General features: G+C 39.0%; 23 protein-coding genes. All 23 read left to right on the forward strand.

The annotated features are described in order from the left end of the window. The first annotated feature begins 148 nt into the window (after positions 1-148). The 23 genes from topA to ACWATA_RS03710 all read left to right on the forward strand — a co-directional run bounded on the left by topA (position 149) and on the right by ACWATA_RS03710 (position 22,009). Positions 149-2,224 carry a type I DNA topoisomerase gene (gene topA, locus ACWATA_RS03600; protein ID WP_013058887.1) on the forward strand — a complete coding sequence of 692 codons (2,076 nt, stop codon included), beginning with the start codon at positions 149-151 and terminating at the stop codon, positions 2,222-2,224. Between the two features lie 204 nt (positions 2,225-2,428). Further along, entirely contained in the window at positions 2,429-3,733 is a 1,305-nt protein-coding gene (trmFO, locus tag ACWATA_RS03605) for an FADH(2)-oxidizing methylenetetrahydrofolate--tRNA-(uracil(54)-C(5))-methyltransferase TrmFO (RefSeq protein ID WP_028411436.1), read from the forward strand. 65 nt (positions 3,734-3,798) lie between these two features. Further along, positions 3,799-4,701 carry a tyrosine recombinase XerC gene (xerC, locus tag ACWATA_RS03610; RefSeq protein WP_014458427.1) on the forward strand — a complete coding sequence of 301 codons (903 nt, stop codon included), beginning with the start codon at positions 3,799-3,801 and terminating at the stop codon, positions 4,699-4,701. 14 nt (positions 4,702-4,715) lie between these two features. Beyond that, positions 4,716-5,258, forward strand: a complete 543-nt coding sequence (hslV, locus tag ACWATA_RS03615; RefSeq protein ID WP_013058884.1) for an ATP-dependent protease subunit HslV — start codon at positions 4,716-4,718, stop codon at positions 5,256-5,258. Positions 5,259-5,274: 16 nt separating this feature from the next. Continuing rightward, complete coding sequence (gene hslU, locus ACWATA_RS03620; RefSeq protein WP_013084801.1) at positions 5,275-6,675, forward strand: ATP-dependent protease ATPase subunit HslU; 1,401 nt, start codon at positions 5,275-5,277, stop codon at positions 6,673-6,675. A 28-nt stretch (positions 6,676-6,703) separates the two neighbouring features. Then, positions 6,704-7,483, forward strand: a complete 780-nt coding sequence (gene codY, locus ACWATA_RS03625; RefSeq protein ID WP_013058882.1) for a GTP-sensing pleiotropic transcriptional regulator CodY — start codon at positions 6,704-6,706, stop codon at positions 7,481-7,483. A 442-nt stretch (positions 7,484-7,925) separates the two neighbouring features. Next, on the forward strand, positions 7,926-8,315 hold the full coding sequence (flgB, locus tag ACWATA_RS03630; RefSeq protein WP_028411435.1) for a flagellar basal body rod protein FlgB: 390 nt from the start codon (positions 7,926-7,928) through the stop codon (positions 8,313-8,315). 2 nt (positions 8,316-8,317) lie between these two features. Next, positions 8,318-8,767 (forward strand): flagellar basal body rod protein FlgC, encoded by a 450-nt coding sequence (gene flgC / locus ACWATA_RS03635; protein ID WP_473049575.1) that lies wholly within the window; start codon positions 8,318-8,320, stop codon positions 8,765-8,767. Between the two features lie 12 nt (positions 8,768-8,779). Beyond that, the gene (gene fliE / locus ACWATA_RS03640; protein WP_028411433.1) at positions 8,780-9,070 is read left to right on the forward strand and encodes a flagellar hook-basal body complex protein FliE; all 291 of its coding nucleotides are present in this window, start codon (positions 8,780-8,782) and stop codon (positions 9,068-9,070) included. A 49-nt stretch (positions 9,071-9,119) separates the two neighbouring features. Continuing rightward, positions 9,120-10,712, forward strand: coding sequence for a flagellar basal-body MS-ring/collar protein FliF (fliF, locus tag ACWATA_RS03645; RefSeq protein ID WP_048019845.1), 1,593 nt, complete (start codon positions 9,120-9,122; stop codon positions 10,710-10,712). Positions 10,713-10,723: 11 nt separating this feature from the next. Next, the gene (fliG, locus tag ACWATA_RS03650) at positions 10,724-11,743 is read left to right on the forward strand and encodes a flagellar motor switch protein FliG (protein ID WP_473049576.1); all 1,020 of its coding nucleotides are present in this window, start codon (positions 10,724-10,726) and stop codon (positions 11,741-11,743) included. Next, positions 11,736-12,524, forward strand: a complete 789-nt coding sequence (gene fliH, locus ACWATA_RS03655; protein WP_033579779.1) for a flagellar assembly protein FliH — start codon at positions 11,736-11,738, stop codon at positions 12,522-12,524. Before fliG ends, fliH begins: the two co-directional genes overlap by 8 nt. After that, positions 12,499-13,812: a flagellar protein export ATPase FliI gene (gene fliI, locus ACWATA_RS03660; RefSeq protein WP_034265238.1), complete on the forward strand. Its 1,314-nt coding sequence runs from the start codon at positions 12,499-12,501 to the stop codon at positions 13,810-13,812. Before fliH ends, fliI begins: the two co-directional genes overlap by 26 nt. Positions 13,813-13,814: 2 nt before the next feature. Further along, positions 13,815-14,258 carry a flagellar export protein FliJ gene (gene fliJ, locus ACWATA_RS03665; RefSeq protein WP_473049577.1) on the forward strand — a complete coding sequence of 148 codons (444 nt, stop codon included), beginning with the start codon at positions 13,815-13,817 and terminating at the stop codon, positions 14,256-14,258. Between the two features lie 9 nt (positions 14,259-14,267). Further along, positions 14,268-14,900 (forward strand): MotE family protein, encoded by a 633-nt coding sequence (locus ACWATA_RS03670; protein WP_033579781.1) that lies wholly within the window; start codon positions 14,268-14,270, stop codon positions 14,898-14,900. A gap of 17 nt (positions 14,901-14,917) precedes the next feature. Beyond that, positions 14,918-17,545: a flagellar hook-length control protein FliK gene (locus ACWATA_RS03675; protein ID WP_473049578.1), complete on the forward strand. Its 2,628-nt coding sequence runs from the start codon at positions 14,918-14,920 to the stop codon at positions 17,543-17,545. Positions 17,546-17,554: 9 nt separating this feature from the next. Further along, complete coding sequence (flgD, locus tag ACWATA_RS03680) at positions 17,555-17,983, forward strand: flagellar hook assembly protein FlgD (protein ID WP_033579782.1); 429 nt, start codon at positions 17,555-17,557, stop codon at positions 17,981-17,983. A 25-nt stretch (positions 17,984-18,008) separates the two neighbouring features. Then, positions 18,009-18,803 carry a flagellar basal body rod protein FlgG gene (gene flgG / locus ACWATA_RS03685; protein WP_033579783.1) on the forward strand — a complete coding sequence of 265 codons (795 nt, stop codon included), beginning with the start codon at positions 18,009-18,011 and terminating at the stop codon, positions 18,801-18,803. A gap of 35 nt (positions 18,804-18,838) precedes the next feature. Further along, on the forward strand, positions 18,839-19,048 hold the full coding sequence (locus tag ACWATA_RS03690; RefSeq protein ID WP_025750317.1) for a flagellar FlbD family protein: 210 nt from the start codon (positions 18,839-18,841) through the stop codon (positions 19,046-19,048). Positions 19,049-19,051: 3 nt separating this feature from the next. Continuing rightward, positions 19,052-19,483 (forward strand): flagellar basal body-associated protein FliL, encoded by a 432-nt coding sequence (gene fliL / locus ACWATA_RS03695; protein ID WP_473049579.1) that lies wholly within the window; start codon positions 19,052-19,054, stop codon positions 19,481-19,483. Positions 19,484-19,503: 20 nt separating this feature from the next. Next, positions 19,504-20,505 (forward strand): flagellar motor switch protein FliM, encoded by a 1,002-nt coding sequence (fliM, locus tag ACWATA_RS03700; protein WP_028410819.1) that lies wholly within the window; start codon positions 19,504-19,506, stop codon positions 20,503-20,505. Beyond that, on the forward strand, positions 20,495-21,625 hold the full coding sequence (fliY, locus tag ACWATA_RS03705; protein ID WP_261763691.1) for a flagellar motor switch phosphatase FliY: 1,131 nt from the start codon (positions 20,495-20,497) through the stop codon (positions 21,623-21,625). Before fliM ends, fliY begins: the two co-directional genes overlap by 11 nt. A 21-nt stretch (positions 21,626-21,646) precedes the next feature. Next, a complete protein-coding gene (locus tag ACWATA_RS03710; RefSeq protein WP_098622936.1) occupies positions 21,647-22,009 on the forward strand; it encodes a response regulator in 363 nt (120 codons plus the stop codon). The last annotated feature ends 58 nt before the right edge of the window (positions 22,010-22,067 follow it).

The following is a 22,067-nucleotide window of genomic DNA, read 5'->3' on the forward strand; positions in this document are numbered from 1 at the left end:
CAAAGTAGTCATATTCTTGCATGGTATGAAATACTAGTGAGATACGTAGGAAAATCGTATGACTTATCTTTTTGACATTTGACAAACAAGAACCAAATATTTAATAATAATGAAGATTTTATTCTACCTCTTGAGGAGGAACAAATAGATGTCTGACTACCTAGTAATTGTAGAATCGCCTGCAAAGGCTAAAACAATTGAACGTTATTTAGGAAAGAAATATAAAGTAAAAGCATCGATGGGACATGTTCGCGATTTACCTAAAAGTCAAATGGGAATTGATATTGAACAAGATTACAACCCGAAATATATTACAATTCGCGGGAAAGGCCCGGTTTTAAAAGAACTAAAAACAGCGGCTAAAAAAGCAAAAAAGATTTACCTAGCAGCCGATCCAGACCGTGAAGGAGAAGCGATTGCATGGCACTTGGCGCACAGTTTGGATGTAGACATTGCATCGGACTGCCGCGTAGTATTTAACGAGATTACAAAAGAAGCGATTAAAGAATCTTTTAAACATCCACGAGCAATTAATATGGATTTAGTAGATGCTCAGCAAGCACGCCGTATTCTTGACAGACTGGTTGGCTACAACATCAGTCCATTGCTGTGGAAAAAAGTGAAAAAAGGATTAAGTGCCGGAAGGGTTCAATCAATTGCAGTGCGGTTAATTATTGATCGTGAAAAAGAAATTGCAAAGTTTATCCCAGAAGAATACTGGACGGTAAAAGCAACTTTCCAAAAAGGAAACGACCAATTTGAAGGCCAGTTGATCGAATATCAAGGGAAAAAAGTAGAGCTATCGAATGAAAATGATGTAACCAACATTGTTAAACAATTAGATGGAAATGAATTTTCAATTTCTAAAGTAACAAAACGTGAGCGAAAGCGTAATGCGGCTCCTTCTTTTACCACGTCTTCATTACAGCAAGAGGCAGCGCGGAAACTGAACTTCCGAGCGAAAAAAACAATGATGATTGCGCAGCAATTATATGAAGGAATTGATTTAGGAAAAGAAGGTACAGTAGGTCTTATCACGTATATGCGTACCGATTCTACTCGTATTTCAGAAACAGCTCAAACAGAAGCTAGAGATTACATTACGAACGCATACGGAAATCAGTTTGTGGCAACGGAAAAGCGCAAAGAAAAGAAAAATTCGAACGCGCAAGATGCCCACGAAGCGATTCGTCCAACTTCAGCTCTTCGTAAACCAGGAGAGGTAAAAGAGTTCTTATCGCGTGATCAGTATCGACTGTATAAGTTAGTATGGGAGCGCTTCGTTGCTAGTCAAATGGCACCTGCAATTATGGATACAATGGCTGTAGATTTGAAAAATGGGGACGTAACATTTAGAGCAAACGGCTCGAAAGTTAAATTTCCAGGCTTTATGAAAGTGTATGTTGAAGGCAATGATGATCAAGTGGAGGAAAAAGAAAATCTTCTTCCAGATTTAGAAGAAGGAGAAGTAGCTTATTCTAAGGACATCGATGAAAAGCAGCACTTCACACAGCCGCCGCCAAGATATACTGAAGCTCGTTTAGTCAAGACATTAGAAGAGCTAGGCATTGGACGACCGTCTACATATGCTCCAACACTTGACACGATTCAAAAGCGCGGGTACGTAGCGCTCGATAACAAGCGTTTTGTTCCAACAGAACTTGGAGAAATTGTACTGGAGCTTGTATTGGAGTTTTTTCCGGAAATTTTAGATGTAGAGTTTACAGCTAAAATGGAAAACGATTTGGATGAAGTGGAAGATGGTAATGTTCAATGGGTGCGTGTTATTGACGAATTTTACAGTGATTTTGAAAAACGCTTAGAACATGCTGAAAAAGAAATGCGCGAAGTGGAGATTAAAGATGAACCTGCCGGAGAAGATTGTGAAGAATGCGGTTCACCTATGGTATACAAAATGGGACGCTACGGAAAATTTATGGCATGCTCTAATTTCCCTGACTGCCGCAACACAAAGCCAATTGTAAAAGAGATTGGCGTAAAGTGTCCGAAATGTGAAGAAGGAAATATCGTTGAGCGAAAATCGAAGAAAAAGCGTACATTTTATGGCTGTGATCGATTCCCGGGCTGTGATTTCGTATCTTGGGATAAGCCGATTGCAAGAAAATGTCCGAAATGTGAAAATCTGCTTGTGGAGAAGAAACAGAAAAAAGGAACTCAAGTCGTCTGTACAAGTTGTGATTATAAAGAGGAAGCTCAGCAGTAAAAGAGAATGGGATGAATTCCCACACTTTAAATTTACAAATAGCAGTTATATAAGATGCGGCGACATTGCTTCATGTGCTAAAATGGAAACGTTATTAGCGACATTGAGTAATGTCGCATTTTCTTTGTCTCGTTAAAAAGAAAAGACAAGTGAATGAATAAGGAAAATGATAGAAAAGATAGAAATGAAGTTGGAGGATTTACAATGAATGAACAAGTAATTAATGTTATCGGAGCAGGTCTTGCTGGAAGTGAAGCAGCTTGGCAAATCGCAAAGCGTGGTTTGAAAGTCCGTCTTTATGAGATGAGACCAGTAAAGCAAACACCTGCTCATCATACGGACAAATTTGCTGAATTAGTATGTAGTAATTCACTGCGTGCGAATACATTAACAAATGCAGTGGGTGTGCTAAAAGAAGAAATGCGATTATTAGACTCTGTCATTATTCGTTCAGCAGACGAGTGTGCGGTTCCAGCAGGTGGAGCACTGGCTGTTGATCGTCACGAATTTGCCTCTCGTGTGACGGAAAGCGTTAAAAACCATCCGAACGTAACGGTTGTTAATGAAGAGATTACGGAAATTCCACAGGGACCAACTGTTATTGCAACAGGTCCGCTAACGTCAAAAGATTTATCGGAACAGCTGCGCGCGTTAACAAGTGAAGATTATTTATATTTTTACGATGCGGCTGCACCTATTATTGAAAAAGACAGCATTGATATGGATAAAGTATATCTTAAATCTCGCTATGACAAAGGGGAAGCTGCCTATTTAAACTGTCCGATGACAAAAGAAGAATTCCAGCGCTTTCATGAAGCATTAATCAATGCAGAGACGGTTCCTTTAAAAGAATTTGAGAAGGAAATTTATTTTGAAGGATGTATGCCAATTGAAGTAATGGCTTCACGCGGAGAAAAAACAATGCTCTTTGGACCAATGAAACCAGTTGGGTTAGAAGATCCGAAAACAGGAAAGCGACCTTATGCAGTTGTTCAGCTTCGTCAAGATGATGCAGCAGGTACACTATATAATATTGTAGGTTTCCAAACACATTTAAAATGGGGAGCACAAAAAGAAGTATTAAGCTTAATCCCAGGTTTAGAAAATGCAGAAGTAGTACGCTACGGGGTTATGCATAGAAATACGTTTATTAATTCTCCTAAATTGTTAAAGCCTACGTATCAATATCGCGAGCGTGATGACTTATTCTTTGCTGGACAAATGACGGGAGTAGAAGGATATGTAGAATCAGCTGCGAGCGGATTAATGGCAGGAATGAACGCGGCTCGACTTGTGCTTGGTGAAGAATTGGTTGTATTGCCGCAGGAAACAGCGATTGGCAGTATGGCTCACTATATCACACATACAAACGCCAAAAACTTCCAGCCGATGAATGCCAACTTTGGCTTATTCAAAGAATTGGAAGTGCGAATCAAAAACAAACAAGAACGAAATGAAACGCTGGCTAAACGAGCATTGGAAACTATTCAGAATTTTACAACAAAATAATCAAAATTGTTTGCAAGGGCTACTTAATTGTGATAATATTTAGTAGCCCTTGTGAGGTGATAACATTGGAATTTGTTAAAGATGTATTAAATTCCTTTCTAGAATATTTACAAATTGAGAAAAATTATTCAAAATATACAGTTGACTGCTATGAAAAAGACATAGGTATCTTCATGTCTTTTATGCAGGAAGAGCAAATACAAAACCTACAAAGTGTTACATATGCTGATGCAAGGCTGTTTTTAACACGCCTATATGAAAAGCAGTATTCAAAAAGATCGATGTCACGCAAAATTTCTTGTTTGAGAACGTTTTATCGTTACTTAAATAGAGAAGAATTAGTAGAAGATAATCCATTTGCGCTCGTTACCCTTCCTAAAAAGGAAGAGAGAAATCCTCGCTTCCTGTATGAAGAGGAGATTGTGAAATTATTTCAAATGAATGACTTAACAACTCCGTTAGGGCAGCGTAATCAGTCTCTCTTAGAATTGCTGTATGCCACCGGAATACGAGTGAGTGAATGTGCATCTATTAAGCTTAGCGATATAGATTTTTCACTTCAAACTTTGCTCGTATATGGCAAAGGGAAAAAACAACGGTACGTGCCATTTGGCTGTTATGCCAAGGACGCTCTTAGAGTATATATAGATAATGGAAGAAAGCTTCTTTTAAAAAAGGCTCCTTCTGATACTCATTCGCTCTTTTTAAATTATAAGGGGACACCGTTGACAGACCGAGGCATACGCTTAGTCATTGATCAGTTAGTAAAGAAAACCGCTGAGAATATACATATTAGTCCACACGTTTTGCGGCATACTTTTGCGACTCATATGTTAAATGAAGGGGCAGATTTACGTACAGTTCAAGAAATGCTAGGTCATGAACATTTATCAACCACTCAAATATACACACATGTGACGAAGGATCGTTTAAAGGCAGTTTATATGAATCACCATCCTCGCGCATAAAAGGAGGAGTTAATTTGTCTACTTTCCATGCTACTACGATTTTTGCAGTTCAGCATAACGGTCAATGTGCCATGTCTGGGGACGGACAAGTAACGTTTGGAAATGCTGTTGTGATGAAACATACTGCTCGAAAAGTAAGACGTCTATTTCAAGGGCAAGTTCTTGCCGGCTTTGCAGGTTCAGTAGCTGATGCATTCACTCTTTTTGAATTATTTGAAACGAAGCTTGAAGAGTATAACGGAAATCTTCAGCGTGCAGCCGTGGAGCTTGCTAAACAATGGAGAAGTGACAAAGTATTGCGAAAGTTAGAAGCAATGCTTATTGTTATGAACAAAGATAACTTACTGTTAGTATCAGGAACGGGTGAAGTTATTGAACCGGACGACGGCATTTTAGCAATTGGATCAGGCGGAAATTATGCTTTATCAGCGGGACGTGCATTAAAACAACATGCAGGCGAACATTTAACAGCTAAAGAAATTGCAAAAGCAGCTTTAGATGTAGCAAGTGAGATATGTGTTTATACAAATGATCATATTATTGTAGAAGAACTGTAGGAAAGGGGATTTTTTTATGAATTCTCATTTAACACCTCGACAAATTGTAGAAAAGCTCGATCAGTATATTATTGGTCAAACGAAGGCAAAGAAAGCGGTCGCTGTTGCGCTGCGAAATCGCTATCGCCGCGGTCTGCTAGACGAATCTTTACGTGATGAAGTTGTGCCGAAAAACATTTTAATGATTGGTCCTACAGGTGTGGGTAAAACCGAGATTGCACGCCGCTTAGCTAAGCTTGTCGGTGCACCTTTTATTAAGGTTGAGGCAACAAAATTTACGGAAGTTGGATATGTAGGACGCGATGTGGAATCAATGGTTCGTGATTTAGTGGAAACGTCAGTTCGACTTGTGAAAGAAGAAAAAATGAACGGCGTGCGTGATCGTGCAGAAGAAAATGCAAACAAGCGGATAGTGGAGCTTCTTGTTCCAAGCAAAAAGAAGCAGCAATCGTTTAAAAATCCGTTTGAAATGATTTTTTCAAACGGTACACAGTCAAGCGATGCGGATCCTGATCAAGATGAGGAAACGAATATTGCAACGAAGCGCAAGCAGATTGCTCATCAGCTTGCTCTAGGAGAGCTTGAAAATCATTATGTCACAATTGAAGTAGAAGAGCAACAGCCTTCTATGTTTGATATGTTACAAGGTTCGGGTATGGAACAAATGGGCATGAACATGCAGGATGCCTTAAGCAATTTTATGCCTAAAAAACAAAAAAAGCGCAAACTTACTGTTAAAGATGCACGAAAAGTATTAACAAATGAAGAAGCGCAAAAATTGATTGATATGGATGAAGTGACGCAAGAAGCTGTGAATCGTGCAGAACAATACGGAATTATTTTCATTGACGAAATTGATAAAATTGCTCAAAAAAGTGGTAATTCATCTTCCGCTGATGTTTCACGTGAAGGCGTGCAGCGAGATATTTTACCAATTGTAGAAGGATCAACGATTGTTACCAAATATGGTGCAGTCAAAACTGATCATGTTTTATTTGTAGCAGCTGGTGCTTTCCATGTATCAAAACCGTCGGATTTAATTCCAGAATTGCAAGGTCGATTCCCAATTCGCGTTGAATTAACGAAGCTAACCGTTGAAGATTTTATAAACATTTTAGTAGAGCCAGATAATGCGTTATTAAAGCAATATGCGGCATTATTGGAAACTGAAGGTATACAAATTGAATTTTCTGACGATGCTATACGTAAGATTGCAGAAATTGCATATCAGGTAAATCAAGATACAGACAATATTGGTGCAAGAAGGCTTCATACGATTTTAGAACGTTTGCTAGAGGATTTATCGTTTGAAGCACCAGAAGTAACATTAGAGAAAATTGTGATTACTCCGCAGTATGTGGAAGAAAAATTAGAAAAAATTGCTAAAAACAAAGATTTGAGTCAATTTATTTTATAGAACTGAAATCGCAGGAGGAAGAGTACTAATGGATTTATTAGGGAAAACTAGAAAGATTAATGCAATGCTACAAAAAGCAGCTGGTAAACCAGTAAACTTTAAAGAAATGGCTGAAACACTTTGCGAAGTGATCGAATCAAACGTATTCGTAGTAAGTCGTCGCGGTAAATTATTAGGAATCGCTGTTAAACAGCAAATTGAGAATGCGCGCATGAAAGATATGTTAGAAGCACGCCAGTTCCCAGAAGAATATACTCAAAGCCTATTTAACATTCAAGAAACATCTTCTAATTTAAACATTGAAAGTCAATATACAGCTTTCCCAGTTGAAAATAAAGACTTATTTGATGCAGGACTAACAACAATCGTTCCAATTATCGGAGGCGGAGAGCGTCTAGGTACGCTTGTACTATCTCGTTTAGACCGTCAGTTCGAAGACGATGATTTAATCCTTGCTGAATACGGTGCAACGGTAGTAGGTATGGAAATTCTTCGTGAAAAAGCAGAAGAGATTGAAGAAGAAGCGCGTAGCAAAGCTGTTGTACAAATGGCAATTAGCTCATTATCATACAGTGAGTTAGAAGCTATTGAGCACATCTTTGAAGAGTTAAATGGAAATGAAGGACTATTAGTCGCAAGTAAAATTGCTGACCGCGTTGGAATTACACGTTCAGTAATCGTAAATGCGCTACGTAAATTAGAAAGTGCTGGCGTTATTGAATCACGTTCGCTAGGAATGAAAGGAACTTACATTAAAGTTCTTAACAACAAATTCTTAGTAGAGCTTGAAAAATTAAAATCTAACTAAGTTTATGAACCAAAAAGCACACGGGCAAAGCCCGTGTGCTTTTTTTATATGCTCTCAGTATGAAAAGGTTCGCTCTGGGTTAAGACGATTCGTTCACTATTTTTATAAATCTTTAACAAACTTCATATAAAAATCTAAAAATTATATTATAGAATCTTTAAATAGTAAAAAGATACTAGTTGATTACAAATCGTTACTTTTATTACAAATTGTTCAGGACTTATGGTATGTATTTTGATTTTAAATTAAAAAAATAGAGCTAAAGTACAGCATTGATGTTAAAATATGCTTGGAAATCGAATGAAAATTTTGGTTTATAGTCCAAAAGTTCTTAAAAAAGGATAGACATTGCATGAAGTTTTTCTTACAATAAGTTCTATGGTACTAAAGTCGAAATTTGTCTCATTTTGAGAAAAATAGAATAGATAAGCAGGTGTAAGAATTGAGTTTGTTTTCAACTACTTTTCAAACAATTGAAAATGGAATTAGCTATGCGTCACAAAAGCAGCAGACGATTGCACAAAATATCGCAAACGTTGATACTCCAAATTATAAATCGAAAACAGTATCGCGTACGAGTGAATTTCGAGATTTATTACATAACGAGTTAGAAGCATATCAGACTGATTCAAAACATATCCCATTTTCCGATTCATCCCAGCGAGTGATTACCCAGCAAGGAAACACTTCCTATCAAGCAAATGGAAACAATGTGGATATGGATAAAGAGATGGCGGATATGGCTGAAAATCAAATTTACTATGAGGCGCTAGTAGATCGTTTAAACGGAAAATTTAATTCTCTTCAAACAGTCATTAGAGGGGGGAAATAAGTTTGACTATTTTTCAAAATATGAATATTACATCTTCAGCTTTAACTGCCAATCGTTTAAGGATGGACGTTGTTTCATCTAACATGGCGAATGCTGAAACGACAAGAAGGACGTACGTTAATGGTGAGTGGCAGCCTTACAAAAGAAAAATGGTTGTCATGCAGTCTGATCGTTCGCCTTCTTTTTCGTCTCTCTTACACTCCGAAATCAATAAAAGTCAAAACAACGGTGTAAAAGTCACAGATATCGTAGAAGATAATACTCCTTTTAATTTAGTATATAATCCGACGCATCCAGATGCGAATGACCAAGGGTACGTGCAGATGCCGAACGTAGATCCTTTAAAGGAAATGACGGATTTAATTAGTGCTACTCGATCCTATGAAGCAAACGTGACGGTCTTTAATACAAACAAAAGTATATTAACAAAGACGTTAGAAATTGGAAAATAAAGGAGCGATAAAATGATTAATGGTATCAGCAATCAAATAGCAATAGCAAAAACAGCCGCTTCGACTGGCACTGGACAAACAACTCAACAGTTTTCAACGTTTTTAAAAGACTCAATCAATGAGTTAAACAATGCTCAACGCGCTTCGGATATAGCGACTGAAAAGCTTGCTAAAGGAGAAAATGTCGAACTCCAAGATGTAATGATTACTGCTCAAAAAGCAAGTATTACGATGCAAACGGCTCTTGAAATACGCAATAAAGCTGTTGAAGCCTATCAGGAAATGATGAGAATGCAAATGTAATTGAGCGGTTATTAAAGAAAATGAAAATAGTAATAACCGGAGGAATACCATGAATGAAAGAATAGCTCTTTATCGAGATAAGATGAAAGTCTTTTGGAATAACCGCAAAAAAGGACAGAAAATAGCCCTTATCGCTGCTCCTCTTGCGGCTATTCTAGTCATTAGTTTAGCATCTGTTTTCTTAAACAAAGATAAATTTGTCCCTCTTTATAGCAATCTATCGGCTCAAGAAACAGGACAAATCAAAGCAGAGCTTGATGCTAGAAGCGTTCCTTCAGAAATCTCTGATAATGGAACAACCATTTCGGTGCCTGAACAAAGCGTTGACTCGCTAAAAGTTGATTTAGCTGCACAAGGAATTCCTGATAGCGGAAGTATCGACTATTCGTTTTTTGGGAAAAATGCGAGCTTTGGTATGACAGACAATGAATTTGATGTGTTAAAACTCGATGCGATGCAAACTGAATTGGCTAACTTAATGAAAAACATTCAAGGAGTCAACGATGCAAAAGTGATGATTACCCTTCCCAATGAAAGTGTATGGGCGAATGAAAAGCAGGGAGAAGCCTCTGCATCGATTGTGCTTAATACAAAGGCTGGTTATAAATTTGATGATCAGCAAATTAAATCTCTTTATCATTTAGTATCCAAAAGTGTGCCAAACCTTCCTACAGATAATATCGTCATTATGAACCAATATTTTGAGTACTTTGATTTAAAAGGAAATGAAACGGATTCAGCTTCTAGCTCATTTGCTTCGCAGAACGAAGCGAAAAAAGAAGTTGAGCGGGATATTCAGCGTCAAGTACAGCAAATGCTAGGAAGACTGGTCGGTCAAGACAAAGTAATGGTCTCTGTTACAGCAGATCTTGATTTTACACAGGAAAATCGCGAAGAAAAGCTAGTAGAGCCTGTTGATAAAGATAATATGCAAGGAATTGCCGTTAGCGCTGAAAAAATCAATGAAACATTTTCTGGTAAAAATGCTCAAGATGGAGGCGTTGCTGGAACAGGAGAAGAAGATACAACAAATTACTCATCTAGCACAGCAAGTGGAGACGGAGACTACGAAAAAAACGAAGAACGTATTAATTATGAAGTGAATCGAATTCATAAAGAAATCGTTGAAAGTCCATACAAAATTCAAGACCTTGGCATTCAAGTAATGATAGATCCCTCCAATGCAAAAGGGAAATCACAAGTGTCCGATACGCTTGAGTCAGACGTTCAAAAAATGTTAGGTACAATTGTCCGTACTTCTATTTCAAAAGATGCAAATACGAAAGCTCTCTCGGATAACGCGGTCAGCGATAAGATTACCGTTTCCGTTCAGCCGTTTAATGGACAAGAAACAGCTGACAGCACAGCAAGTTCGATTCCATTGTGGATGTATATAATCGGAGGAGCACTGCTGCTTATTATTGTTGTTCTTATTGTGCTGTTGGTTAGGAAAAGGCGTCAAGACTTAGATGAAGACGAATATGATGAAGAGTATGATGAAACTTTTGAAGCATATGAAGCGGCACAAAAAGCCCCTGTTTTAAGTGCTGAACAGCAAACAAAAAGCAATCTTGAAACGTTAGCGAAGCAAGACCCGGAAGAGTTTGCAAAGCTGCTGCGAACATGGATTAGTGAGGATTAGGAGGAAAGCTAATGGTAAAGGCTATGCAAAAAAATGAGTTAACTGGAAAGCAAAAAGCAGCAATTTTGTTGATTTCTCTCGGTCCGGATGTATCAGCTTCTATCTATAAACATCTCAGTGAAGATGAAATTGAGCAACTAACGCTTGAAATTTCTTCAGTGAGAAAGGTAGAGCCGTCCCTAAAAGAAGCTGTGCTTCATGAGTTTGAACAAATAACGCTTGCTCAAAACTACCTTGAAAAAGGAGGAGTAAGCTATGCGAAACAGGTGTTAGAAAAAGCACTTGGACCAGAGCAGGCTATGATGATTATCAATCGATTAACTTCTTCTTTGCAAGTTCGTCCGTTTGACTTTGCCAGAAAAGCTGATCCTATGCAGCTGTTAAATTTTATTCAGCATGAGCATCCTCAGACGATTGCCCTTATTTTATCTTACTTAGAATCGCCGCAGGCAGGACAAATCTTATCATCACTGCCTCAGGAAAGGCAAGCGGATATTGCAAGGCGGATTGCAACGATGGGAAGTACGTCTCCGGAAGTCATTAATGAAGTGGAGCAAATTTTAGAGAGAAAGCTTTCAGCTACCGTTACCCAAGACTATACCCAAACAGGTGGTTTAGAAGCAGTAGTTGAAGTATTAAATGGAGTGGACCGAGCGACTGAAAAAATTATTATTGATACGCTTGAAATTCAAGATCCGGCATTAGCAGAAGAAATCAAACAGCGAATGTTTGTATTTGAGGATATCGTAACGCTCGATAACCGTTCTATTCAGCGTGTGATACGAGATGTAGAAAATGATGATTTATTGTTGAGCTTAAAAGTAGCAAGTGAAGAAGTGAAATCTATTATTTTTAAAAATATGTCTAGCCGTATGGTGGAAACGTTTAAAGAAGAAATGGAATTTATGGGCCCTGTGCGTTTGAAAGATGTAGAGGAAGCCCAGTCACGTATCGTTGCTGCAATTAGACGTTTAGAAGATGCTGGTGAAATTGTACTAGCTCGAGGTGGAGGAGACGATATTATTGTCTAATATCATTAAATCAACTTATACGAACAAACTTTCAGACGAAAATGCTAAGCACATTCAAGTCATTCCATTTGGTTTTCCGATACAAGATGAGCCGACAGAAGAACATCTTCAGCAAGAAAATGCACAGCACGTTATTGAACAAGCGCATAGTGAAGCTGAAATGATAAAGGCCGAGGCAGACGCTTACCGCAAACAAGCTCAAAACGAAGTTGAACGTTTGAAAAAGCAGTGGGAAGAAGAGAAGGTGCTGCTGTTTCAACAAGAAAAAAAACGCGGCTATGAAGAAGGGTACGAAGAAGGGCTGCTTCAAGGGAAACAAGAGTACGAACATGTATTAGCCATGTCGCGAAACATTGTTGACGAAACAAAGAATCAGTACTACGAATATATAAATCAGTCTGAAGAAGTCATTTTTGAATTAGGTTTCACCCTAGCAGAAACGCTTTTAAATGAGCAGCTTCAAAGAGATGAATCATTTTTATCACTTGTTGCAAGGTCTTTAAAAGAAGTTAGAGAACATAAAGAAATCCAGCTTTTTGTTTCTCCCAAAAAATATGCATATGTATGTGAACATAAACGAGAACTGTTCGATTTATTAAACGGAGAAACCGGGCTGTTTATTTATGCAGATGAAAATCTTCAGGAAATGGATTGTGTCATCGATTCCTCTTATGGGCGTCTTGTTGCTTCTTTTGATAGTCAGTTAACGGAAATGAAGAAAAAATTAAAAGAACGTTTGTTAGAGGGGAGTAAACATGAAAGTCGCACAACTCATTCATGAAATCCCGCGCACATCTTCTTTTAAACGGTACGGGAAAGTCAGCCGAGTAGTAGGAATGATGATTGAATCTAAAGGACCTAGAACGTCAATAGGAGATGTTTGTTTTATTCATCTCAGTGAACGAGGAGATAAAATTCGTGCAGAAGTTGTTGGTTTTAACGGTGAGCACGTCGTTTTAATGCCTTATACGTCTGTTCGATATATCGGACCTGGCTGCCTAGTGGAAACAACAGAAAAACCTCTGCAGGTAAGCGTGGGGAAAGAGTTAATAGGTCAAGTGCTTGATTCGTTAGGCAACCCTTTAGATGGGTCTGAACTTTCTCATTATTTGCCTTTTGTTTTAACCGATCAAGACCCCCCTAATCCTTTAGAGCGCCCGCCTATTGAACAGCCTATTGAAGTAGGTGTACGGACGATTGATAGTTTGTTAACCGTAGGCCGAGGGCAGCGCATAGGTATTTTTGCAGGAAGCGGTGTTGGGAAAAGTACGCTGCTCGGGATGATTGCTCGTAATACAAAAGCAGATATCAATGTCATTGCCCTTGTAGGCGAGCGAGGAAGAGAAGTTAGAGAATTTATTGAACGAGATCTTGGAGAGGAAGGGTTAAAGCGCTCCGTTGTAGTAGTTGCTACCTCGGATCAGCCTGCTCTACTTCGAATGAAAGCAGCATATACAGCTACTTCTATTGCTGAATACTTTCGAGATGAGGGGCTGAGCGTCATGATGATGATGGATTCTGTTACCCGTGTAGCAATGGCTCAGAGAGAAATTGGATTAGCCGTAGGTGAACCTCCGACTACCAAAGGTTATACACCATCTGTTTTTGCTAGCTTGCCAAGGCTGCTTGAACGTACAGGGACTAATCAACATGGATCTATTACCGCTTTTTACACTGTATTAGTAGACGGTGATGATATGAACGAACCTATTTCGGATACGGTGCGAGGCATTATAGACGGACATATTGTACTAGACAGGGAGCTTGCCAATAAAGGTCAATATCCGGCCATCAATGTCTTAAAAAGCGTTAGTCGCGTGATGAACCATATCGTAAGTGAACGGCATAAAGAAGCAGCTGAAAAACTGCGTTCATTAATGGCTACCTACGCTAATTCTGAAGACTTAATTAACATAGGTGCCTACAAAAGAGGATCTTCTGCTTACATTGATGAGGCAATCCACTATCATCCTGTCATTGAGGCATTTTTAAAGCAAAAAACGAACGAACATCCATCGTTTGAAACAAGTGTAACAAAGCTCTGTGAACTGTTTGTGAAAGGTGAGTAAATATGGCATATGAATTTAGGTTATCTAAAATAATGGCAATTAAGTCAAATGAAAAAGATGAACTGCTATCTCAATATAATCAGTCCCTAGAGCAGTTTGAAACAGCGGGTGAAAAGCTTTATAAAAAGTTAAAAGAAAAAGAAACGCTGATTGAACAGCATACGGGCAAAATGAAGCAGGGGCTTTCTATTTTAGAAATTACATCATTTCAGCAGTTTTTAACAAGTGCCGAACGAGTGATTGAAAGGCTGCAACAAGAGGTCATGTTTGCCAGACAGCAAATGAACTTAAAGAAACTGAAGCTAGAAGAAAAGAATATAGAAGTAAAGAAGTATGAAAAATTAAAAAAGAAAGACTACGATTCTTATATAACAGCGGAAAAACAATTAGAAGCGAAGCAAATGGATGAGCTGTCTTTACAGCAGTACATGCTGCATAGAAATTAGGTGAAAAACATGGCTAAACGAAAAGAATTAAGAGAAGAGTACGAAGAAGAAAACTATGAAGATGGGAAATCTTACAGTAAAAGCCAGGTGTTTTTATTTTTAATCTTTATTCCAGCGGTGTTCCTCATCTTGGCAGCTTACATTGTCCTGACACTTTTAGGCGTCAATATAAATGATAAGGTTTCTGCTGTTACACACGCCATTCCATTTGTATCAAGTGAGCAGTCACAAAAAAATGAAAATATTCAAGAAAGCAATGAAGAAATACAAAAGCAGGTTGAGAGCCTTCAAAAGAAGCTGAGCACGAAAGAAAAGCAAATTTCAGCCTATGAGAAAACGATCAGTACAAAAGATCGTCAAATGGATGAACTAAAAATTGAAATGCGCGATATGGAAGAAAAAGCCGATGACGAAGCGAAAAAACAAAAGAACAATCAGCTGGCGAAAAAAGATGTCATTGCTACCTATGAAAACATGTCTCCTAAAAATGCAGCGCTCATTTTTGCCGAATTAAAAGAAGACAAAGCGGTCGCGATGCTTAAGCAGTTCAAAGCAAGTACAAGAACGGCAATCTTAGAAAAAATGGATCCGAAAGTAGCTGCACGCTATACGACATTGTTAACAGATCAGATTGATGAATAAAAGCAGAGGTGAAAACAGTGGGAATTTCACTACGTCCAGCAGCTGCATCAAAGGTAAACTGCGATGAAAAAGCGGCTGTTATTCAGACTCAGGGTTTTTTTGAAGAAATCGTTCAGCAGCTTCAGCAGCTAAATGCGCAACCTTTAGCGAGCCGGGAGAAATCATTGAATGAACAAGCGATAAATCAAGACGTCTTTAACGCGGTCGGGTTAATTGCGATTCAGTTAAGCGAAGCAGAATATGAAGGAGATGAAGGAGATGAACCGTCTGTCTTATACGAACATCTAGCCGAGATGATCAGTAGTATTCCAAGTAGTCTAGATTTGGAACAGCCGCTTCTAAAGCTGCAGCACGTGTTAACAGAAATGCAGCAGGAACCTGTTTCATCTAAAACAGACAGTCAAGAACAATATTTGTCTTCTATTTCTAGCTTGTTGACTATATGTAAAAACACGTCGTCTGCGTTTCAAACAGAGTTTGCTCAGCTGATGGAAGAACTACAAAAACCGCAGCTACAGTCAGTGAAGCTTTCAGATTCGCAGCTTCAAGGCTTGCGGAAAGCTGCTGTTGAAAAAATAGAGAAAATTCATAAACAACCACGTGTATTAACCGATACCTTACATGAAAAGCGCTCAGCTGGTTTTTTCGCCGTTGTTCATTCAACTTCAAAAAATTCTCTAAAAGATATGAGCGCTGTTCGTAAAGAAGAAAAAGGGCCGCTATTTAATCAGCTTCCATGGAAAAAAGATGTGGTTTTAGGTAACCCAAGTATAGATAGTGAAAGTTCTTTCACTGCTAAAACAGCCGGGTTGACGTTAAAAAATAACCCATCAGCTTTTGGAGCTGGAGAAATGCTTAAGATCCAAGAGTTTTCTATTGATCTAGGGCAAGCAAACTCTGATCATCAACAGTCTGACGATCTGGTAAATGAGCTGCAAAAAATATGGAGTAAAGCTTCGATCAGTACTGAAGAAGGAGCATCTAAGCTTTCCATTAAATTGTTTCCAAAGCAGCTAGGGACGATTTCGATTGAAGTGCTTCAACAAGACAATGAAACAATTGCGCAGGTTGTGGTAACGTCAGCGAAAACAAAAGAGCTGTTAAATTCCAACCTTTTCAGTTTACGACAAGCTCTTGCGTCTCAACGCGTAGCGGTTGATCAAGTGGATGCGGCCGGCGTTCAAGCAGCTCCAGAAAGTTCTGTAACAGAGATGAATGCTTTTGGTAAAGAAGAAAAAGAGCCGCAGTTTTCTATTGATTTAAGCCAAGCAAAATCAGACTATCAGCAGTCTAGGGATTTGGTAAATAATCTGGAAAAAATATGGAGTGAAGCTTCCATCAGTATTGAAGAAGGAGCATCCAAGCTTTCCATTCAGTTATTTCCAAAGCAGCTAGGGACGATTTCAATTGAAGTGTTTCAACAAGACAATGAAACGGTTGCACAAGTAGCTGTATCGTCAGCGAAAACAAAAGAGCTGTTAAATGCCAACTTTTTCAGATTACGACAAGCTCTCACGTCTCAGCATGTATCCGTTGATGAAGTGGATGTGGCTACTGTTCAAGCAGCTCCAAAAAGTTCAGTAACAGAGATGACTGCTTTTGGTAAAGAAGAAAAAAGGCCGCAGTTTTCTATTGATTTAGGGAAAGCGAAATCAGATTATGAACAGTCTAGCGATCTGGTAAACGAGCTGCAAAAAATATGGAGTAAAGCTTCAGTTGGATCTGAAGAGGGGGCGTCCAAGCTTTCCATTCAGCTATTTCCAAATCAGCTAGGGACAATATCAATTGAAGTGCTTCAACAAGACGATGAAACGATTGCGCAGGTTGTGGTAACGTCGGCAAAAACAAAAGAGCTGTTAAATGCCAATCTTTTCAGATTACGGCAAGCTCTCGGGTCTCAGCATGTATCGGTTGAACAAGGGGATGTGGACGCTGTTCATACAGCTTCAGAAAGTTCTGTGAAAAATATGACTGCTTTTCCTAAAGAAGAAAAAGTACCGTTTTTTAATCAGCTTCCATGGAAAAAAGATGTGGTTGTACCCAGCGGAAGTATAGATACCAATAGCTTTTCGAAAAATAGCGAAAGTTCGGCAGGTACACACACAACCGGGGCGCCAGTAGAGAATCAGCCATCATCCTTTGGAAGTGGAGAAATGCCTAAGCTTCAGCAGTTCTCTATTTATCTAGGGCAAGCAAAATCTGACTATCAGCAGTCTAGCAATTTGGTAAACGAGCTTGAGAAAGTATGGAGTAAAGCTTCGTTTAGTGCCGAAGAGGGAACATCCAAGCTTCTCATTAAGTTATTTCCTAAACAGCTAGGTGCGATTTCAATTGAAATGCTTCAGAAAGACAGCGAAACGGTTGCGCGAATTGTCGTATCGTCAGCAAAAACAAAAGAGTTATTGGACTCCAATCTTTCAACTTTGCGGCATGGTCTCGCGTCTCAGCATGTATCAATTGATAAAATCGATGTGCTACTGTCAGAACAAGCGATGTCGTATAACAATGAAAACGACCAGCAAAAAGAAAGACAGGAAAAAGAAGCGTTTAAAAAAGAAGAAGAAGATCAAGATTCACAACAATTGGAAGAATCGGCTTCCTTTCTATCTTCTTTTGAATCAGCGCTCATTAACTACAACGTATAGGTGATAACAATGACAAATGAAATTACGTCTGACTTGTATTTAAGCAATAGGGACACACAAGTGAAGCAAACGGGAAACAGCTCGCTTGGCAAAGATGACTTTTTGAAGCTTTTGATTGCTCAGCTTCAAAATCAAGATCCAATGAATCCAATGGAAGACAAAGACTTTATTGCTCAAATGGCTCAGTTTTCATCCCTTGAACAAATGACAAATATGAGCACATCGCTCAATACGTTTGTAACGCAGTCTCAGGCTTCTCCTATTTTAAAAGGAAGCGAATTAATTGGTAAAACCGCTGCATGGTTAGATGAAGAAGGAAATAAAAAGCAAGGAGTCATTTCAACAGCATCCGTCAAAAACAATGAGATATCGTTTACGATCAACGATGAAAATCATACGGTACTTTCGCTAAACGATATCTTAGAAGTAAGCAGTTAACCAACCAAATTTAAGGAGTGATTTTATGTTACGTTCGATGTATTCAGGAATCAGCGGCATGAAAAATTTTCAAACTAAATTAGATGTCCTAGGAAATAACATTGCCAATGTTAATACATACGGCTATAAAAAAGGACGTACAACGTTTCAAGATTTAGTAAGTCAGCAGGTAGCAGGAGCGACGGCACCGGGAGCTAACCGTGGAGGTGTTAATGCTAAACAAGTCGGGTTAGGTTCACAGATTGGCACGATTGATACAGTTCAAACGGCAGGAAGCATTCAGTCAACGGGACGTCCGCTTGATTTGGCTATTTCTGGGGATGGGTATTTTGTTGTAAATGATGGAAACACAAATTATTACACAAGAGCAGGTAATTTTTATTTGGATAGCAGCGGTAATTTGGTAACGGGTGATGGACTGTATGTACAAAAAACTGGAGGAGGGAATATTAATATTCCTTCAACAAGTAAGAGCTACAGTATAGGAGCAAATGGGAAGGTTAATATCATAGATGCTAACGGAAATATAACTCCAAATACACCAACAATTGAACTTGCTAAATTTGCAAATAATGAAGGACTCCAAAAGGCAGGAGGAAATTTATTTACTCAAAGCGTAAACTCAGGAAATCCTTTGCTAGGAGCTCCAGGAGCCAACGGTACAGGAACCTTCGTCTCAAGCGCCCTTGAAATGTCCAACGTTGATTTATCCGAGGAATTCACGGACATGATTGTTGCACAGCGCGGATTTCAAGCGAATACAAGAATTATCACAACATCCGATGAAATACTGCAAGAATTAGTGAATCTAAAACGATAGGCGGGAGGAAGGAGTAGGTATTACTCCGGTTGATTATGATCACTTTAACGAGGCTAAACGGCAAAACATTTACGTTAAATGCTCTTTACATCGAGCAGGTTGAGGCATTTCCAGATACAACTATTACGCTAACAAATAACAAAAAGCTAGTGGTAAAGGATTCAGTTGAAGAAGTGAATGAGAAAGTGACGAGTTATTATCAGCGAATTAACGTATTAGGGTTGCAGCAAACGACGGAGGAATAAAGTGTGTTCAAAAATAAGCTAATTAGTAAGATGATTATTATCCTGCTTTCTCTTACTTTAATAGGAAGCATTGCGGTTATTGTGACGTTAAAGTATACGGAGCAGGTAAGTACCGAAAAAGGTCCATCTATCGACGATGTGATTAAAGCTTCTGTGGATGTAACGGATATCAAAACCAATTTAAAAAGCAATAACTACATCAGCATCTCCTTTAAAATTCAAATGGATAGTAAAAAAGCGGCAGCAGAGCTTCAAAAAAGAGACTTTCAAGTAAGAGACATTATTATCAAACGGCTCTCCGATATGAGTGCTCAAGATTTTGAAGGAACGCAAGGGCTCAGTACGTTAGAAACAGATATTGCAAAGCAAATTGATCAATTAATGGAAAACGGACATGTTGTTAAAATTTATACAACGTCTAAAGTGTTGCAGTAAAGAAAAAGGGAGGGAAGCTAGTGGCTGGGGATGTATTATCACAAAATGAAATTGATGCCCTATTATCCGCGTTATCAACCGGAGAGATGGATGCGGATGAGCTAAAAAAGGAAAATAAAAAACAGCGCATTCGTACATATGATTTTAAACGCGCGCTGCGTTTTTCAAAAGATCAGATTCGCAGTTTGACGCGAATTCATGAAAATTATGCGCGCATGCTCATCAACGTCTTTTCGGCACAGCTTCGTAACGTTGTACAAGTGTCCGTTGTATCAGTGGATCAAATTCCGTATGAGGAGTTCATTCGCTCTGTTCCGAAAGTAACCATATTAAATGTGATAGCTGTCCCTCCTTTAGAAGGGCATATCATTATGGAAGTCAATCCGAACATTGCCTATGCGATGCTTGACCGCTTGCTCGGGGGACAAGGCGAGAGCGGTGGGAAAATTAGTAACTTAACGGAGATTGAAACGAGCTTGGTTCGAAACTTGTTAGAGAAAACGTTAGACAGTATGAGAGAAGCTTGGAGTTCTATTGCGGAAATTGAACCTGAAACATCAGAGTTTGAAGTGAATCCTCAGTTTTTGCAGGTAATTTCACCAAATGAAATTGTCATCGTCATTTCATTAAACGTACAAATTGGAGATGAAACGGGCATGATCAATCTATGTATTCCGCACGTGACGCTTGAGCCGATTGTGTCCAAACTGTCCGTTCATTACTGGATGCAATCTTCGAAAAAAGAACCTAACGTACAAGAGGTTGAGCAGCTAAAGGAACAAATTAATGATGCGGAATTGCAGGTTGTAGCCGAGCTAGGAAAAGCGGATATTTCCATTGAAGATTTCCTAGCATTAGATGCGGGAGATGTTATTCGACTGCAAACAAGCGTTCATAATCCGTTAACTATTTACGTCGGAGAACAACCTAAATTTATTGCACAGCCTGGAAAAGTCAGTCGGAAAGTCGCTGTGCAAATTCTAGATGATGTTAAGAGGAGGAACGAAAGGAATGAACGATGACATGCTTTCGCAAGATGAAATTGATGCGTTGTTAAAAGGAACTTCTTCACTTGACGAGTTTTCAGAGCCGAATAAGTCAAGTCAAGTAGACGATTACTTTACGGAAATGGAAAAAGACGCGCTTGGCGAAATTGGAAATATTTCGTTTGGCAGTTCAGCAACAGCGTTATCGGCTTTATTGAATCAAAAAGTCGATATTACCACACCGTTTGTATCGCTCGTGTATAAAGAAGAGCTGACGGATGAATTTCCAAATCCTCATGTCGCTGTGCAAGTTCAGTACACAGAAGGCTTTTCTGGTACGAATTTGTTAGTTATTAAACATGAAGATGCAGCTGTTATTTCAGATTTGATGCTTGGTGGAACGGGTGAGAATCCGACGGAAATCATGGATGAAATTAAGCTGAGTGCAGTGCAGGAAGCGATGAATCAAATGATGGGTTCTGCAGCGACGTCTATGTCTACGGTATTTCAAAAGAAAATTGATATCTCTCCGCCGAGCTTAGATATTTTAAATATTCAAAAAGGGGAAGGCACAGAGCTGATTCCCCAAGATGACGTCTTTGTAAAAGTCTCTTTTAATTTGAAGGTAGGCACATTAATCGATTCGAATATTATGCAGCTGTTATCGATATCTTTTGCCAAAAGTTTGGTGGAAGAGCTCTTAGTTCCAAGCGCAGAAGGTACCGCAGCTTCTATTGAAAAAGAATCAGACCTTAACGAAAAGCAAACAGAACCGCCGACAGCTGAATACATACAGCATGAAGAAACACAGCAGGCAGAACCTGTTCATGTACCAGTTGATGTTCAGCCCGCATCGTTTTCAGAGTTCGAGCACGTGTCTTCTCCTCAAGGGGATTCGCGAAATTTAGACATGCTGCTTGATATCCCGCTTCAAGTTACCGTGGAGCTTGGAAGGACTAAGCGAACGGTTCAAGAGATTTTAGCATTATCTTCTGGTGCAATCATTGAACTTGATAAACTAGCAGGCGAACCGGTAGATATCTTGATTAATAGCAAATTAATTGCAAAAGGTGAAGTGGTCGTCATTGACGAGAATTTTGGCGTTCGCGTAACTGATATTATTAGTCAAAGAGACCGTATTAACAAACTAAAGTAATGATTTTTAGGAGGAGTAGAGATGGGAAACCGAATTTTAATTGTAGATGATGCTGCATTCATGCGCATGATGATTAAAGATATTTTAACGAAAAATGGATATGAAGTAGTAGCGGAAGCGGCAGATGGCCAGCAGGCTGTGGAGTTATTTAAAGAGCATGCACCAGATCTTGTCACAATGGATATTACGATGCCTGAAATGGATGGAATTACGGCCTTAAAAGAAATTAAAAACATAAAAAGTGATGCCAAGGTGATCATGTGTTCAGCGATGGGACAGCAGGCAATGGTGATTGATGCCATTCAAGCAGGGGCAAAAGATTTTATCGTTAAGCCGTTTCAAGCAGATCGTGTAGTAGAGGCAATTTCAAAAGCAATTGGATAAACAACAGATTGGCGGGACTTTCCCGCTAATCTTACACTATGTTGAAGTAAGAGGTGGC

This window comes from Priestia sp. USM5, from assembly GCF_058323215.1.

Coding starts and splice junctions, on each gene's coding strand:
- ACWATA_RS03710 (WP_098622936.1), top strand. CDS start 21,647: ATGGGAAACCGAATTTTAATTGTAGATGATGCTGCATTCATGCGCATG.
- fliY (WP_261763691.1), top strand. CDS start 20,495: ATGAACGATGACATGCTTTCGCAAGATGAAATTGATGCGTTGTTAAAA.
- fliF (WP_048019845.1), top strand. CDS start 9,120: ATGAATGAAAGAATAGCTCTTTATCGAGATAAGATGAAAGTCTTTTGG.
- flgD (WP_033579782.1), top strand. CDS start 17,555: ATGACAAATGAAATTACGTCTGACTTGTATTTAAGCAATAGGGACACA.
- fliI (WP_034265238.1), top strand. CDS start 12,499: ATGAAAGTCGCACAACTCATTCATGAAATCCCGCGCACATCTTCTTTT.
- hslU (WP_013084801.1), top strand. CDS start 5,275: ATGAATTCTCATTTAACACCTCGACAAATTGTAGAAAAGCTCGATCAG.
- trmFO (WP_028411436.1), top strand. CDS start 2,429: ATGAATGAACAAGTAATTAATGTTATCGGAGCAGGTCTTGCTGGAAGT.
- flgG (WP_033579783.1), top strand. CDS start 18,009: ATGTTACGTTCGATGTATTCAGGAATCAGCGGCATGAAAAATTTTCAA.
- fliG (WP_473049576.1), top strand. CDS start 10,724: ATGGTAAAGGCTATGCAAAAAAATGAGTTAACTGGAAAGCAAAAAGCA.
- topA (WP_013058887.1), top strand. CDS start 149: ATGTCTGACTACCTAGTAATTGTAGAATCGCCTGCAAAGGCTAAAACA.
- ACWATA_RS03670 (WP_033579781.1), top strand. CDS start 14,268: ATGGCTAAACGAAAAGAATTAAGAGAAGAGTACGAAGAAGAAAACTAT.
- ACWATA_RS03690 (WP_025750317.1), top strand. CDS start 18,839: ATGATCACTTTAACGAGGCTAAACGGCAAAACATTTACGTTAAATGCT.
- fliJ (WP_473049577.1), top strand. CDS start 13,815: ATGGCATATGAATTTAGGTTATCTAAAATAATGGCAATTAAGTCAAAT.
- fliE (WP_028411433.1), top strand. CDS start 8,780: ATGATTAATGGTATCAGCAATCAAATAGCAATAGCAAAAACAGCCGCT.
- codY (WP_013058882.1), top strand. CDS start 6,704: ATGGATTTATTAGGGAAAACTAGAAAGATTAATGCAATGCTACAAAAA.